Origin of the sequence: Cupriavidus sp. a3 (assembly GCF_051015765.1) — a bacterium.
GTDB lineage: Bacteria > Pseudomonadota > Gammaproteobacteria > Burkholderiales > Burkholderiaceae > Cupriavidus > Cupriavidus oxalaticus_A.
The window spans coordinates 4,189,465-4,205,494 of sequence record NZ_CP170643.1; the positions used below are offsets into that span (position 1 = coordinate 4,189,465).

Genomic DNA, 16,030 nt, shown 5'->3' on the forward strand with positions numbered 1-16,030 from the left:
ATCACGCTTCGCTTACAACCCGATAGCTTACCCCAGGCTCGCCGGCTTGCGCAGCCCGCGCCGCCTCCTCGTCCTGCGGCACATAGCGCAGGCGCCGGCCATGGAAGGCCGCGACCGTGCTGCGGTGCGCAATGCTGACGATGGCGGCATCCGGCAACGACTCCACCATCAGCCGGTACATCACGCCTTCGGTATCTTCATCGAGCGCGCTGGTGGCTTCGTCCAGGAACAGGTAGTCGGGCTTCTGCAGCAGCGCGCGCGCGAACGCCAGCCGCTGCTGCTCGCCCGGCGACAGCCGCAGCGACCAGTTGTCGAACACGTCGAGCTGGTCGGCCAGCGCCGCCAGCCGCGCCTGGCGCAGCGCCGCCTGCAGGGCTTCCGAGCTGTGCTCGGTACCGGCATCCGGGTAGGCCAGCGCATCGGCAAGGGTGCCGATCGGCAGGTAGCTGCGCTGCGGCAGGAACAGCATGCGCTTGCCCTCGGGCATGGTCACGGTGCCGCTGCCATAGGGCCAGATGCCGGCGAGCGCGCGGAACAGCACGCTCTTGCCGCAGCCGGACGGGCCGCTGACCAGCCAGCGCTCGCCCGGCGCGACCGACAGCGAGAACGGCGCCACCAGCGGACGCTGGCCGACGGCGCTGCCGCGCGCGGCGCGCACCGGCAGCGCCAGCGCGAGGCCGTCGATCACGATGCCCTCCTGCGGCTTGCCGGCATGCTCGACCTCGATGTCACGCGTGCCGCCGGGGGCCATGTCCTGGCGCTCGGCCACGCGGATCGCTTCCTGGAAATCGATCAGGCGGTTGGCTGCGGCCTTCCAGCCCACCAGCGTGGCATAGCTGTCGACGAACCACGACAGCGCCCCCTGCACCTGCCCGAACGCGGAACTGGTCTGCATCAGTCCGCCCAGCGTCATCTTGCCGGCGAAGTAGCGCGGCGCCGCCACCAGGATCGGGAAGATGATGGCGAACTGCGCATAGCCGGAACTGACAAAGGTCAGCCGCCGCGTATAGCGCATCAGCTGGTTCCAGTTGGCGCGGATGCGGTCGAAGCGCGCGCGCAGGCCGGCCTGCTCGGTCGGCTCGCCGCGGTACAGCGCCACCGGCTCGCTGTTCTCGCGCAGGCGCACCAGCGTAAAACGGAAGTCCGCTTCGTACTGTTCCTGCTGGAAGTTGAGCCCGATCAGCGGGCGGCCCACCACGTGCGCCACCAGCGAGCCGATCACCGCATAGCCGGCCGCGAACCAGACCATGTAGCCGGGAATGGTCCACTCCTGGCCGCCCAGCGCAAAGCTGATCGGCCCCGACACCGTCCACAGGATGCCGACGAACGACAGCAAGGTCACCACCGAGTTGAGCAGCCCCAGCGACAGCGACAGCGCGCCGTCGGTGAACAGGCGCAGGTCGTCGGCAATCCGCTGGTCGGGGTTGTCCGTGGCGCGGGTCTGTTCGATGCGGTAGTAGGCCTGGTGCCCGAGCCAGTGGCCCATGAAGCGGCCGGTCATCCAGGTACGCCAGCGCATCTGCAGCATCATGGTGTAGTACTGGCGCGAGATCGCCGCCACGATGAAGAACGCCGCGATCCACGAGAAGCGCAGCAGCAGCACCTTGAACGAGGCGTAGTCGCGCTGCTCCAGCGCGTTGTAGAACACGCGGTTCCATTCGTTGAGCAGCACGTTGATATAGACGATGCCCAGGTTGAGCACGACCACCAGCGCGAGCAGGCCGAGGCCGGCGACGCGGTCGTCGGATTTCCAGTAGGGCTTGATCAGCGCCCAGGTCGCGGCCATGCGCAGCCGGCTCTGGATCTTGAGGGCCTTGGCCGGGACGGCCGGGCCCGGTACGGTGACGGAAGTGGGGGTCGAGGACATAGCGGCAGCTTTCTGGCCCGCCAGCGGGTTGCATGGCCGGGCATGTTGTTCTCGTGCCGCGGCGCGCGGGCGCGACCGCGGCGGCAACAGCATTCAGACGGTTGCTGGCCGGCGCGGGTTCCGCGCCCGCCTTCAGGCGTCGTCGGCTTCGATCAGCGAAAGTGCCGTACGCAGCGCCGGCAGCCGGCTGGCCAGCTCCTGCACGCGCACGCTGTCCGCCGCGCGCTGCGGCGCCGCCCAGATCGCCTCGGGGAAATGCGTGTCCCAGCGGTAGCGCGGGACGATGTGCCAGTGCAGGTGCGGCACCATATTGCCGAACGCCGCCAGGTTGACCTTGTCGGGCGCCATCACCTCGCGCACCACCCGCTCCACGCGCGCCACCAGCCGCATCAGCCAGGCCTGGTCGGCCTCGTCCAGGTCGGTCAGCTCGGCCACGTGGTCGTTCCAGACGATGCGGCAGAATCCGGGAAAGCGGTCATGCTCGACCAGGATCAGGCGGGCGCGGTCGCCCATCCAGACCAGTTCGCCGCCGTCGGTTTCGCAGAGGGGGCAGTTGGGGCTCTTGATCATGCGGCGCATTACCTTTCGTGCTGCGTGTTTTCTCCCCTCTCCCGCTCGCGGGAGAGGGGAGAAAACCGGTGGCAAAGTCAACGTCGTCAGGCCTTACACCAGCACCCGCTCAATCCCACCCGCATTGGCCTTGGCCACGTACTCAGGCATCCAGTTCTCGCCCAGCAGGTGCTTGGCCATCTCGATCACGATGTAATCCGCCTGCACCGACGCATCTTCCTTGTAGCGCGACAGGCCCTGCAGGCACGACGGGCAGCTGGTCAGGATCTTGACGTCGCCGGTAAAGCCGTCGGCACGCAGCTTGTCGGCGCCCTTGGTCATTTCCTCTTCCTTGCGGAAGCGGACCTGCGTCGAAATGTCAGGACGCGTCACCGCCAGCGTGCCCGACTCGCCGCAGCAGCGCTCGTTCTTCTCGATCTTGCCCAGCCCCGCGTTGCCGCCCATCAGGTCGTTGACCAGCTTGGTCGGGTCCATGGTCTTGATCGGGGTGTGGCAGGGATCGTGGTACATGTAGCGCGTACCGGTCACGCCCTCCAGCTTGACGCCCTTCTCCAGCAGGTACTCGTGGATGTCGATGATGCGGCAGCCGGGGAAGATCTTCTCGAATTCATACCCGGCGAGCTGGTCGTAGCAGGTGCCGCAGCTGACCACCACGGTCTTGATGTCGAGGTAGTTCAGCGTGTTGGCCACGCGGTGGAACAGCACGCGGTTGTCGGTGACGATCTTCTCGGCCTTGTCGTACTGGCCGGTGCCGCGCTGCGGATAGCCGCAGCACAGGTAGCCCGGCGGCAGCACGGTCTGCACGCCGACGTGCCACAGCATCGCCTGCGTCGCCAGGCCGACCTGCGAGAACAGCCGCTCCGAGCCGCAGCCCGGGAAGTAGAACACCGCTTCCGATTCCGGCGTGGTCGCCTTCGGGTCGCGGATGATCGGCACGATCTCGTTGTCTTCGATGTCGAGCAGCGCGCGCGCGGTCTTCTTGGGCAGGTTGCCCGGCATCTTCTTGTTGATGAAGTGGATCACCTGCTCGCGCACCGGCGGCTTGCCCACGGTGGCGGGCGGATGCGCGGTCTGCTTCTTCGCCAGCTTCTTCAGCACCTCGTTGCCCAGGCGCTGCGCCTTGTAGCCCCAGTCGATCATGACCTTGCGGGTCAGGTTGATGGTCTCGGGGTTGGTGGCGTTGAGGAAGAACATGGACGCCGCGGTGCCGGGGTTGAACTTCTTCTGCCCCATCTTGCGCAGCAGGTTGCGCATGTTCATCGAGACGTCGCCGAAGTCGATCTTGACCGGGCACGGCGTCACGCACTTGTGGCACACCGTGCAGTGGTCGGCCACGTCGGAGAACTCGTCCCAGTGCTTGACCGAGATGCCGCGGCGGGTCTGCTCTTCATACAGGAAGGCCTCGACCAGCAGCGAGGTCGCCAGGATCTTGTTGCGCGGGCTGTACAGCAGGTTGGCGCGCGGCACATGCGTGGCGCACACCGGCTTGCACTTGCCGCAGCGCAGGCAGTCCTTGACGCTTTCGGCAATGGCGCCGATGTCGCTCTGCTGCATGATCAGCGACTCATGCCCCATCAGGCCGAACGACGGCGTATAGGCATTGCGCAGGTCGGCGCCCGGCAGCAGCTTGCCCTTGTTGAAGCGGCCCTGCGGGTCGACCTTCTGCTTGTAGGCGCGGAAGTCGCCGATCTCTTCCTCGGTCAGGAACTCCAGCTTGGTGATGCCGATGCCGTGCTCGCCCGAGATCACGCCGTCCAGCGAACGCGCCAGGTCCATGATGCGGGCCACCGCGCGGTGCGCGTCCTGCAGCATGTCGTAGTCGTCGGAGTTGACCGGGATGTTGGTGTGCACGTTGCCGTCGCCGGCATGCATGTGCAGCGCCACGAAGACGCGGCCGCGCAGCACCTGCTTGTGGATCTTCTGGGCTTCGTCCAGGATCGGCTTGAATTCGCCGCCGTTGAAGATCTTGCGCAGCTCGGCGCGGATCTCGTTTTTCCACGACACGCGGATGGTGCGGTCCTGCAGCAGGTGGAACACGCTGGCGTCCGGCTGCTGGTGCAGCCGTGCCTCGAATTCCTGCCCCAGCAGGCCCAGCCCGTGCCCGATCAGCGAGGCCCTGGCCTGCGCCAGCGGCGTGTCGAGGTGATCTTGCAGATAGCGCCAGCGCGCGCGGATCTCGCGCAGCAGCGTCAGCGCGTGCTGCACGCGGTCTTCCAGCAGCTCGGCGCTGGGGATCTCGTTGGCGTCGTCGCTGCGGCCCAGCGGCAGGTTGCCACGCGCGAAGAACGCTTCCAGCGCGTCGACCAGCTGCAGCTTGCTCTTGATCGACAGCTCGATATTGATGCGCTCGATGCCGTCGGTGTACTCGCCCATGCGGTTGAGGGGGATCACCACGTCTTCGTTGATCTTGAAGGCGTTGGTGTGCCTGGCGATCGCGGCGGTGCGCGAGCGGTCGAGCCAGAACTTCTTGCGCGCCTCGGGGCTGACGGCGATAAAGCCTTCGCCGCTCTTGCCGTTGGCCATGCGGATCACTTCCGAGGTGGCGCGCGCCACGGCGTCTTCATCGTCGCCGACGATGTCGCCGATCAGCACCATCTTCGGGAAGGCGTTGCGCTTGCTCTTGGTGGCGTAGCCCACCGCGCGCAGGTAGCGCTCGTCCAGGTGCTCCAGGCCGGCCAGGATGGCGCCGCCGGGCTTGCGCGTCTCGGCATCGAGGAAGTCCTTGATCTCGACGATGCTGGGGATGGCGTCGCGCGCCTGGCCGAAGAACTCCAGGCACACGGTGCGGATGAACTTCGGCATGCGATGCAAAATCCAGCGCGCGCTGGTGATGATGCCGTCGCAGCCTTCCTTCTGCACGCCGGGCAGGCCGGCCAGGAACTTGTCGGTGACGTCCTTGCCCAGGCCTTCCTTGCGGAACTTGCGGCCTTCGATGGCGAGCGTCTCGGTGCGCAGCACCTTCTCGCCCGGGGCGCGATTGCCGTCCGACCACTTCAGCTCGAAGGTGGCCACCGGCACGTCGTGGATCTTGCCCAGGTTGTGGTCGAGCCGGGCGATTTCCAGCCAGTTGCCTTCCGGGTCCACCATGCGCCACCAGGCCAGGTTGTCGAGCGCGGTGCCCCACAGCACGGCCTTCTTGCCGCCGGCGTTCATGGCGACATTGCCGCCGATGCAAGACGCGTCGATCGAGGTCGGGTCGACCGCGAACACCAGGCCCGCCTTGTCTGCGGCATCGGCCACGCGGCGCGTCACCACGCCGGCGCCGGAGAAGATGGTTGCCACCTTGTGCGACACGCCCGGCAGGTCGGTCTGCTCGACCGGCCCCAGCTGCTCCAGCTTCTCGGTATTGATCACCGCGCTCATCGGCGTCAGCGGCACGGCGCCGCCGGTATAGCCGGTGCCGCCCCCGCGCGGGATGATGGTCAGGCCGAGCTCGAAGCAGCCCTTGACCAGGCCGGCGATCTCTTCCTCGGTATCCGGCGTCAGCACCACGAACGGGTATTCCACGCGCCAGTCGGTGGCGTCGGTCACGTGCGACACGCGCGACAGGCCATCGAACTTGATGTTGTCCTTCTGCGTGACGCGGCCCAGCACGCGCTGCGCGCGCTTGCGCAGGTCGTAGGCGGCGGCGAACTCGTTCTTGAAGTCCTCGATCGCCTGCTTGGCGAAGGCGACCAGTTGCTCCACGCGGTGCGAACGGTCTTCGGCGGCGGGCTCGGCGTGCTCGGCACGGTCGGCGGCGCGGCGCTTCTCGATCTCGTTCAGGCGGTGGTGCAGCGCGCTGACCAGCATCTGGCGGCGCTTTGGATTTTCCAGCAGGTCGTCCTGCAGGTAGGGATTGCGGCGAACCACCCAGATATCGCCCAGCACCTCGTACAGCATGCGGGCCGAGCGGCCGGTGCGGCGCTCGCTGCGCAGCTCGTCCAGGATGCGCCAGGCCTCTTCGCCCAGCAGGCGGATGACAATCTCGCGGTCCGAGAAGGACGTGTAGTTATAAGGAATTTCACGCAGGCGCGGCGGGGCGTCCTGCGCGGCGAGCTTGGCGTCGAGCACGAGTGGGGCGTTCATGGAGGGGACCGCTTCCTGCTGCGCACGGGGACAGTGCGCGAATCGTTCATTAAAGGGCGATTGTACTGCAAGGCCCGGTTTCGCCGCACCGCAACAAAGCGGAATCCTTGTGGGAACAAGGGATTAGACGCGACCCGGCGCCGAGAACATCACGCAAAATAAGACTTATAAGGCGCTTTTATCAGAAGAATGACTTGAAAGTTTGCGCAATGTTCTGCCAAAAACTGTCTGGAATCCATAGCAGGCTGGCAGTCATGAACAGGTAGCGCAGGAACTTGCCGACCGCCATCCAGGCCAGGCTGGGCCAGAACGACAGTCGCAGCCACCCGGCCAATGTGCACAATGGATCACCAATGCCCGGCAGCCAGGAAAACAGCAGCGTCGGCGGCCCCAGCCTGCGCATCCAGCGAAAGTACTTGGCATCGAGCTTCGGCTTGGGCGGCTTGCGCGCATGCTCCCGGTGCTCCTCGTGTTCCAGCTCGTGCTCGCGGGCGCGCCGCCGCTTGTGATAGCGCACCAGCGCCAGCTTGGCGTAGTAACCCAGCCACCAGTCGATCGCGCCGCCCACGGTATTGCCGGCGGTGGCGACAATGACCGCCGGCCAGAACATCTCGGGATTGAGCTTGACGTAGCCGAACACGGCCGGCTCCGAGCCCAGCGGCAGCAGCGTGGCCGACACCAGGCTGACCACAAAGATCGCGGGCAGGCCTACCTTGGGCAAGGCGACGGTTTGAAACAGCCAGTCGAAGAAGGCTTCCATGTCGGGGCAGGCGGGGGGGCCGGGCCATTCTAGCAGCGGCCCGGTGGGGCGCCCCCTCCCCCGGATGGGGCGCGGGCAAACCTCATGGCACCTGCCAGGGATTTGTGTTTAACTGTTAGAGCCTGTCGCGGCCAAACGTTCGCCGGCCGTGCCAATGCGCCGGCCGCAGCGTTCGCTGGCGCACCTGGAGCAGTTGCAGCGGCAGCACCAATATCACGAATTAGCCGTCCTATAGCCGTCTTAAGCGGCAGTACCGCGTCGTGGCCAGTCCCGCGCAGTTGCTTTCGGGATCTGGGAATTGGTCATGCGCGTCCACCCCACATGGAGACAAGCATGGCGATTCCGATCCGCCTGACGGTCAACGGCAAGCCCGTTGACGCGCAGGTAGAACCCAATACCCTTCTGGTCCAGTTCCTGCGCGAACAGCTGCGCCTGACCGGCACCCACGTCGGCTGCGACACCGCGCAGTGCGGCGCCTGCACGGTCCACCTGGACGGCCGGGCGGTCAAGTCGTGCAACATCCTGGCGCTGCAGGCGGACGGCGCCACCGTGACCACCATCGAAGGGCTGGCTGGCGACAGTGCCGGCAACGGCCTGCATCCGATGCAGGAAGCGTTCCGCGAATGCCACGGACTGCAATGCGGCTTCTGCACGCCGGGCATGGTGATGAGCGCGACCGCGCTGGTCCAGCAGCATCCCGACGCCGACGCCGCCACCATCCGCGCCCAACTCGAGGGCAACCTGTGCCGCTGCACGGGCTACCACAACATCGTGCGTGCGGTGCAGCAGGGCCAGGCGGCCATGCAGGGCACGGCGGCCAGCGCCGCCAGCGCCGCCAGCGCCGAATAAGGGGGACCCGCCATGAACGCACCCGATAACCAGCGCCTGGTGGGCGCTTCCGTCAAGCGCAAGGAAGATTACCGCTACCTGACCGGCAACGGCCAGTACACCGACGACATCGTGCTGCCGCAGCAGAGCTACGCGTATTTCCTGCGCTCGCCGTATGCGCACGCGCGCATACGTTCGATCGACAAGACCGGGGCGCTGGCCGCGCCCGGCGTGATCGCCGTGCTGACCGGCGACGACCTCGCCGCCGACAAGGTGGGCGGCCTGCCCTGCGGCTGGCTGATCCACAGCATCGACGGCACGCCGATGAAAGAGCCGCCGCACCCGGTGATCGCACAGGGCAAGGTGCGCCACGTGGGCGACCAGGTGGCGCTCGTGATCGCCGAGACGCTGCAGCAGGCGCGCGACGCCGCCGAGAAGATCGACGTCGACTACGAAGAACTGCCCGCAGTGGTCCGCGCCGCCGATGCCGCGTCGGCGTCGACGCTGGTGCACGACGACGTGCCGGCCAACACCTGCTACACGTGGGGCCACGGCGACAAGGCCGCCACCGACGCCGCCTTCGCCAAAGCCGCGCACGTGACCACGCTGGAGATCGTCAACAACCGGCTGATCCCCAACGCGATCGAGCCGCGCGCGGTCAACGCCAGCTATACGCGCCAGGACGACAGCTACACCGTCTACGTCGCCAACCAGAACCCGCACGTCGAACGCCTGCTGATGGGCGCGTTCGTGCTGGGATTGCCGGAATCGCGGCTGCGCATCATCGCGCCCGACGTGGGCGGCGGCTTCGGCTCCAAGATCTTCCTGTATCCGGAAGACGTGGCGCTGACGTGGGCCTCGAAGAAGGTCGGCCGCCCCGTCAAGTGGACCGCGGACCGTTCCGAGTCCTTCCTGACCGACGCGCACGGCCGCGACCACGTGACCAAGGCCGAGCTGGCGCTCGATGCCGACGGCAAGTTCCTGGCGATGCGCGTGCATACGGTCGCCAACATGGGCGCGTACCTGTCGACCTTTGCCAGCAGCGTGCCGACCATCCTGTATGCGACGCTGCTGGCCGGCCAGTACTCCACGCCGGCGATCTATGCGGAGGTCAAGGCGGTGTTCACCAACACCGCGCCAGTCGATGCCTACCGCGGCGCCGGGCGGCCCGAAGCGACCTTCGTGGTCGAGAGGCTGGTCGAGACCGCCGCGCACGAGCTGAAGACCGATCCGGCCGAGCTGCGCCGCAAGAACTTCATCCGGCAGTTTCCGTATGCCACCCCGGTGGGGCTGACCTACGACACCGGCGACTACGAGCCCTGCCTGGCGCGTGCGCAGGAACTGGCCGACGTCAAGGGCTTCCCGGCTCGGCGCGATGAAGCGAAGCAGCGCGGCAAGCTGCGTGGCCTGGGCTATTCCTGCTACATCGAAGCGTGCGGCCTCGCACCTTCCAACATCGCCGGCGCGCTTGGCGCGCGCGCGGGCCTGTTCGAAGTCGGCGAGATCCGCGTGCACCCGACCGGCACGGTGACGGTCTTCACCGGCTCGCACAGCCACGGCCAGGGGCACGAGACCACCTTCGCGCAAGTGGTGGCCGACCGCCTCGGGCTGCAGCTCGACCAGGTCGAGATCGTGCACGGCGATACCGGGCGCGTGCCGTTCGGCATGGGCACCTACGGCTCGCGCTCGCTGGCGGTGGGCGGCTCGGCCATCGTCAAGGCGCTCGACAAGATCGAGGCCAAGGCCAAGAAGATCGCCGCGCACCTGCTGGAGGCGTCGGACAACGACATCGAGTTCAGCAATGGCGTGTTCCGCGTGGCCGGTACAGACCGGACCAAGACCTTCGGCGAGGTCGCGCTGAGCGCCTACGTGCCGCACAACTACCCGCTCGACAAGCTGGAGCCGGGACTGAACGAAAACGCGTTCTACGACCCGACCAACTTCACCTACCCGTCTGGCGCCTACGTGTGCGAGGTCGAAGTCGATCCCGACACGGGCGAGTCGCAGGTGGTCAAGTTCACCGCGGTGGACGACTTCGGCAACATCATTAACCCGATGATCGTCGAAGGCCAGGTGCATGGCGGCATCGGCCAGGGGCTGGGCCAGGCCATGCTGGAGCAGTGCGTCTACGACGAAGACAGCGGCCAGCTGCTGACCGGCTCGTACATGGACTACGCCATGCCGCGCGCCGGCGACCTGCCCGATTTCACCGTCGAGACCGCCAGCGGCACGCCCTGCACGCACAACCCGCTGGGCGTGAAGGGCTGCGGCGAGGCCGGCGCGATCGGCTCGCCGCCGGCGTTTATCAACGCGCTGGTCGATGCGCTGTCGCCGCTGGGCGTGAAGGATGTGCAGATGCCCGCCACGCCGCATCGCGTATGGCAGGCGATCCAGGCCGCGCGGCCTCAGCCCTGATCCATCCACACCGCAAAGGAAACCGACATGTACGCATTCAACTTTGAACGCGCCGCGGATGCCAAGGCGGCGGTGGCCAAGGTCAAGGCCGATTCCGACGCCAAGTTCCTCGGCGGCGGCCAGAGCCTGCTGGCGGCGATGAAGCTGCGGCTGGCATCGCCTTCCACACTGGTCGACGTAACGCGCATTCCCGGCATGGCCGAGATCCGCGTCGACGGCAACGAGATCGTCATCGGCGCCGCTGCGCGCCATGCCGACGTGGCCGAGAACGCCAAGGTGCGCGAACGCATCCCGGCGCTGGCGGCGCTGGCCGGCGGCATCGGTGACCGGCAGGTGCGCGCGATGGGAACCATCGGCGGCGCGCTGGCGAACGATGATCCGGCTGCGTGCTATCCCGCGGCAGTGCTGGGGCTGGGCGCCACCGTGGTCACCGACCGGCGCAGCATCGCGGCGGATGACTTTTTCAAGGGGCTGTATGAGACCGCGCTGGAGCCGGACGAACTGATCACCGCGGTGCGCTTCCCGATCCCGGATCAGGCGGCATATGTAAAGTTCCGCAATCCGGCATCGCGCTTTGCGCTGGTGGGGGTGATGGTGGCGCGCTCCGGGAATGCGGTGCGCGTGGCGGTCACCGGAGCTGCCGACAGCGTGTTCCGGTGCCAGCCGCTGGAACAGGCATTGTCGGCCAGCTTCACCGCGCAGGCGGCGCGTGGGGTGAAGGTCGATGCGGGGACGCTGAATACTGACCTGCATGCGTCGGCGGAGTACCGGGCGCATCTGATTCCGGTGCTGGCGGCAAGGGCGGTGGAGGCGGCGGTGAAGGCGTAGAGTTTCTCCATTGACCGCATGTTGTCTCCCCTCTCCCGCGCGCGGGAGAGGGGTCGGGGGAGAGAGCCGGCGCTTGAATCAGGCGTTGTCGCGGGCGAACCTCCCGCCCTCACCCCCGCCTCTCTCCCACAAGTGGGAGAGAGGCGCAAACCGCCGGCGTGCGAGGCACGTCGGCAATATAGATCGCCCCATGCTCCCCACCTCCATCGACGACACCCTCGCCAGACTCGAACACCAGCAATATTTCGCCGACCGCGAAACCGCCACGGTGCTTTACCTCGCCCTGCGCATGCAGCGCCCGCTGTTCCTCGAAGGCGAGCCCGGCGTCGGCAAGACCGCACTGGCGCAAGCCATGGCGGGCGTCCTCGGCACGCGTCTGCTGCGTCTGCAGTGCTATGAGGGACTCGACGCCGCCAGCGCGCTGTACGAATGGGACTACCCGCGCCAGATCATGGCGCTGCGCCTGGCCGAAGCCCGCGGCGAGCGGCCCGAGGCGCAATCGCTGTACCACGACGACTACCTGCTCAAGCGCCCGCTGCTGGAGTCTCTGCTGCCCGATCCCGCCGCACCGGGCTTGCCGCGCGTGCTGCTGATCGACGAGATCGACCGCGCCGACGAACCGTTCGAGGCCTTCCTGCTCGAGGTGCTGTCCGAATTCCAGGTTTCGATCCCCGAAATCGGCGTGATCCGCGCCGAGCGCCCGCCGCTGATCGTGATCACCTCCAACCGCACGCGCGAGGTCCACGACGCGCTCAAGCGCCGCTGCCTGTACCAATGGGTTGGCTATCCGGACCGCGACCGTGAATTGCAGATCGTCGCCGCGCGCGCGCCCGAGGCCGCCGCCGCGCTGCAGGCGCAGGCGATCGACTTCGTGCACCGGCTGCGCGGCATCGACCTGTTCAAGGCGCCTGGCATCGCCGAGGCCATCGACTGGTGCCGCGCGCTGGCGGCGCTGGGCGTGACCGAGCTCGACCCGCAGTCGGTGCGCGACACGCTGGGCGTGCTGCTCAAGTACCAGGACGACCTGGCGCGCGTCGACGGCCCCACCGTGGCAGAACTGCTGGCGGGCGCCGCGCCCGGAGGCTAAGCCGTGCCCATGCTGCACGCCGCGGCGCGCAGCGGCGGTCCGCATGCAGGACTGCCGGTGCTGGCGCGCAACGTCACCCACTTCATGCGCCTGCTGCGCGACGGCGGCTTTGCCCTGTCGCCGGCGCACGCGGTCGATGCACTGGCCGCGCTGCGCCTGCTCGACATCGGCCGGCGCGACGACGTGCGCGCCGCGCTCGCGGCACTGGTGCTATCCGGCCCCGACCAGCGGCCACTTTTTGACGCCGCCTTCGACCTGTTCTGGCGCGACCCCGACTGGGAAGGCAAGCTGCGCGCGCTGCTGCTGCCGCGTGTCGACGCGGGCGCGCCGCCGCCCAGGCGCAGCAACCGCCTTGCCGATGCGCTGGCCGCGCGCCAGCCGGAAATGCCGTCGCGCCCGGCGCAGACCGAGGCGGAACGCATCCACGTGCCGCTGACCTTCTCCGACCAGGAACGCCTGGCGCAGCGCGACTTCGAAACCCTGACCGCGCAGGAATGGCGTGCCCTGCAGCATCTGGTGCGCACCCGCCGCACCCACCTTGCGCTGCAGCGCACGCGCCGGCTGCGCGCCGCCACCTGCGGCACGCACGCCGACCTGCGCGCCAGCGCGCGCCTGGCGGTGCGCCAGCACGGCGAATGGCTGCGCTGGAAATTCCGCAAGCACGCCGAGCGCAAACCGCCGTTGGTGCTGCTGCTAGACATCTCGGGCTCGATGAGCCAGTACTCGCGCGCGGTGCTGTACTTCTGCCATGCGCTGATTCAGTCACGCGAGCGGCTGTCGGTGTTCCTGTTCGGCACGCGGCTGACCAACATCACCCGCTCGCTGCGCGAACGCGACCCAGACGAAGCCGTCGCCATGATCACAGGCCAGGTGCGCGACTGGGCCGGCGGCACCCGCATCGGTGCCGCGCTGGCGAGCTTCAACCGCCACTGGGCGCGCCGCACGCTGTCCGGCCGCGCCACGGTGCTGCTGGTCACCGACGGGCTCGACCACGAGCATATCGACCTGCTCGGCGACGAAATGGCTCGCTTGCGCCGCTTTGCGCACCGCATCGTCTGGCTCAACCCGCTGCTGCGCTACCCTGGATTCACGCCGCAGGCGCGCGGCGTGCAGGCGATCCTGCCGCATGTCGACGCGCTGCGCCCCGCGCACAACCTGGATAGCTTGCTGGCGCTCGAATCCCTGCTGTCCGACCAGGGCGGCCCCCCGCGGGCCAGCGCCCCAAACCCACCAAGAAAGGAAGCCCCGCCATGGAAATGAACCAGAGCCAGCGCCTGCCGATTCCCCAGCAGGTGGCATGGGAAGCGCTCAACGACACGGAGCTGCTCAAGCAATGCATCCCGGGATGTGAGAGTATCGAGCCCGACGGCGACAATGCCTACCTGGTGGCCATGACGGCCGCGGTGGGCCCGGTCAAGGCGCGCTTCAAGGGCCGCATGGCGCTGGAGGAAATCCAGGCTCCGGACAGCTACACCATCCGCTTCGACGGCCAGGGTGGCGCGGCCGGCTTCGGCAAGGGGACCGCCCGCGTGAAGCTGGAACCTGATGGCGACGAGACCGTGCTGACATACGCCGTCGACGCCCATGTGGGGGGCAAGATCGCACAGATCGGCTCGCGGCTGGTGGACGCCGCGGCACGCAAGCTGGCGGATACCTTCTTTGCGCGCTTCACCGAGGCGGTTACACCGGACACCACACAGGAAACGCCAGCGGCCGAGGGCGCCCCCCCCGCAGCCGCGGGCGAAAATGGACAGACAGAGGAACCGAAGCGGAAACGATCATGGACAGCGTGGATCTCGAAGTCCTGAAGAACAGCGTGCACTGGCAGCAACAGGGCCATCGCGTGCTGCTGGTCACGGTAGTGCGCACCTGGGGCTCGTCGCCCCGCCCCGAGGGCGCGATGCTGGCGGTGCGTGATGATGGCCTGGTGGTCGGCTCGGTCTCGGGCGGCTGCATCGAAGACGACATCATCGACCGCGTGCGCCGGCAAGGCATTACGTCAGACCACCCGGAAGCCATCAAGTACGGCATCAGCGCCGAGGAAGCCCACCGCTTCGGGCTGCCGTGCGGCGGCACCATCGAACTGGTCACCGAGCCGCTCAAGCCGGCCAGCGGCATTGCCGAATTGCTCGACGCCGTGGAAAACGGCCGGCTGGTCGCGCGCACGCTCGACATGGCTACGGGTGCGGCCACGCTGGGACCGGCCAGTGCCACCGACGGGCTGGTCTTCGACGGCAGGACGCTGCTGACCATCCACGGCCCGCGCTACCGCATGCTGGTAATCGGCGCGGGGCAGCTGTCGAAATACTTGTGCCAGATCGCCGTGGGGCTGGGCTTCCAGGTCACCGTGTGCGATCCGCGCGAGGAATACACGGAGACTTGGGATATCCCCGGCGTGACCATGGTCCGCACCATGCCGGACGACACGGTGATGGACATGAAACTGGACGAGCGCTGCGCGGTGATTGCGCTGACGCACGATCCCAAGCTGGATGATCTGGCGCTGATGGAAGCGCTGCGCACCAGGGCCTTCTATGTGGGAGCCCTGGGTTCGCGCCGCAACAACCAGGCGCGGCGCGAGCGGCTCAAGGAATTCGATCTGACCGAATTGCAGCTGGCGCGGCTGCATGGGCCGGTTGGCATCTACATTGGCAGCCGTACGCCGCCGGAAATCGCCATCTCGATCCTGGCGGAAGTGGTTGCAGCCAAGAACCATGTGTCGCTGCCGGACATCCTGCAGGTGGAAGGCGCCAAGGCCGCGCGCGAGATGGCTGCCGGCACCGGCAGCAGCTGCGATGTTTCTCCTGGTCCGTCGACCTGACGCGTGATAACGGAGCGCCCGCCATGACTGCCGCCCCCAATGCTCCCTTGCTTCGCACCGACCTGCCTACCGGGATTTTGCTGGCCGCGGGTTTTGGCCGGCGCTTCGATGCTGCCGGCAAACGGAACAAGTTGCTGGAAGTATTGCCTGGTGGACGCACTGTCGCCTGGCGCAGTGCGCGTACGCTGGCCGCGGCGTTGCCGGATTCGATTGCGGTGATCCGGCCGGGTAATCCGGCGCTGGCGGAAGAGCTGAGGCGCGGCGGTTGCCGTGTGCTCGAATCGGCCGAGGCCGAGCAAGGCATGGGCGCAGCGCTGCGCGCGGCGGTGGCGGCTACGCCTGAGGCGCGGGGATGGGTGGTTGCGCTTGCCGATATGCCGTGGCTACCGATGGAACTGGTGCGGGCGGTGGCGTTGACGATTACCGCGCCGGAAATCATTGCTGCGCCGTGGCGGGATGGGAAGCGCGGGCATCCTGTCGGCTTTGGGGCTGCCTGGCGCGATGACTTGCTGAGGCTCGATGGGGATGAAGGGGCGCGGGCCTTTCTCAAGGATAAGCCGGTGACGAGGATATTGACGGAGGATGAGGGGGCGTTTCGGGATATTGATACGCCTGGGGATATGGAATGAGTTTACCCCCTGTTCCGCCCCAAAAGGGCGGAACAGGGCACATCAAATATCCACCAGATGCAGGCCGCAGCGGGCAACGTGGACCTATCCGGAATTTTGTGTACGAGGCATATCATGAGAGGTAATGACCATGGATATGCCGATGAAGAAGAAACGT

General features: G+C 67.3%; 12 protein-coding genes. 8 read left to right on the forward strand and 4 right to left on the reverse strand.

Annotated features, from left to right (window positions below):
* Nucleotide 1: 1 nt before the first annotated feature.
* The 4 genes from ACAD63_RS19970 to ACAD63_RS19985 form a co-directional block, all read right to left on the reverse strand.
* Nucleotides 2-1,867: an ABC transporter ATP-binding protein/permease gene (locus tag ACAD63_RS19970; protein WP_195430573.1), complete on the reverse strand. Its 1,866-nt coding sequence runs from the start codon at nt 1,865-1,867 to the stop codon at nt 2-4.
* A 132-nt stretch (nt 1,868-1,999) separates the two neighbouring features.
* Nucleotides 2,000-2,437, reverse strand: a complete 438-nt coding sequence (locus ACAD63_RS19975) for an HIT family protein (RefSeq protein ID WP_135704420.1) — start codon at nt 2,435-2,437, stop codon at nt 2,000-2,002.
* A gap of 93 nt (nt 2,438-2,530) precedes the next feature.
* The gene (locus ACAD63_RS19980; protein WP_133093692.1) at nt 2,531-6,505 is read right to left on the reverse strand and encodes a DUF3683 domain-containing protein; all 3,975 of its coding nucleotides are present in this window, start codon (nt 6,503-6,505) and stop codon (nt 2,531-2,533) included.
* 181 nt (nt 6,506-6,686) lie between these two features.
* Entirely contained in the window at nt 6,687-7,265 is a 579-nt protein-coding gene (locus ACAD63_RS19985) for a YqaA family protein (protein WP_133093691.1), read from the reverse strand.
* A 333-nt stretch (nt 7,266-7,598) separates the two neighbouring features.
* Between ACAD63_RS19985 and ACAD63_RS19990 the strand changes: the two genes are divergently transcribed.
* The 8 genes from ACAD63_RS19990 to ACAD63_RS20025 all read left to right on the forward strand — a co-directional run bounded on the left by ACAD63_RS19990 (nt 7,599) and on the right by ACAD63_RS20025 (nt 15,873).
* Complete coding sequence (locus tag ACAD63_RS19990) at nt 7,599-8,114, forward strand: (2Fe-2S)-binding protein (RefSeq protein ID WP_135704418.1); 516 nt, start codon at nt 7,599-7,601, stop codon at nt 8,112-8,114.
* Nucleotides 8,115-8,126: 12 nt separating this feature from the next.
* Nucleotides 8,127-10,508: a xanthine dehydrogenase family protein molybdopterin-binding subunit gene (locus tag ACAD63_RS19995; protein WP_135704416.1), complete on the forward strand. Its 2,382-nt coding sequence runs from the start codon at nt 8,127-8,129 to the stop codon at nt 10,506-10,508.
* Between the two features lie 27 nt (nt 10,509-10,535).
* Nucleotides 10,536-11,336 (forward strand): FAD binding domain-containing protein, encoded by an 801-nt coding sequence (locus tag ACAD63_RS20000; RefSeq protein WP_434033197.1) that lies wholly within the window; start codon nt 10,536-10,538, stop codon nt 11,334-11,336.
* Nucleotides 11,337-11,526: 190 nt separating this feature from the next.
* Nucleotides 11,527-12,423, forward strand: a complete 897-nt coding sequence (locus ACAD63_RS20005) for an AAA family ATPase (RefSeq protein WP_133093687.1) — start codon at nt 11,527-11,529, stop codon at nt 12,421-12,423.
* Between the two features lie 9 nt (nt 12,424-12,432).
* The gene (locus ACAD63_RS20010) at nt 12,433-13,683 is read left to right on the forward strand and encodes a vWA domain-containing protein (RefSeq protein WP_434034028.1); all 1,251 of its coding nucleotides are present in this window, start codon (nt 12,433-12,435) and stop codon (nt 13,681-13,683) included.
* Nucleotides 13,674-14,231, forward strand: a complete 558-nt coding sequence (locus ACAD63_RS20015; protein WP_434033198.1) for a CoxG family protein — start codon at nt 13,674-13,676, stop codon at nt 14,229-14,231. The genes ACAD63_RS20010 and ACAD63_RS20015 overlap by 10 nt, the downstream gene beginning before the upstream one ends.
* Nucleotides 14,204-15,244, forward strand: coding sequence for an XdhC family protein (locus ACAD63_RS20020; RefSeq protein ID WP_195430567.1), 1,041 nt, complete (start codon nt 14,204-14,206; stop codon nt 15,242-15,244). Before ACAD63_RS20015 ends, ACAD63_RS20020 begins: the two co-directional genes overlap by 28 nt.
* A gap of 23 nt (nt 15,245-15,267) precedes the next feature.
* The gene (locus ACAD63_RS20025; protein ID WP_133093684.1) at nt 15,268-15,873 is read left to right on the forward strand and encodes a nucleotidyltransferase family protein; all 606 of its coding nucleotides are present in this window, start codon (nt 15,268-15,270) and stop codon (nt 15,871-15,873) included.
* Nucleotides 15,874-16,030: the final 157 nt, after the last annotated feature.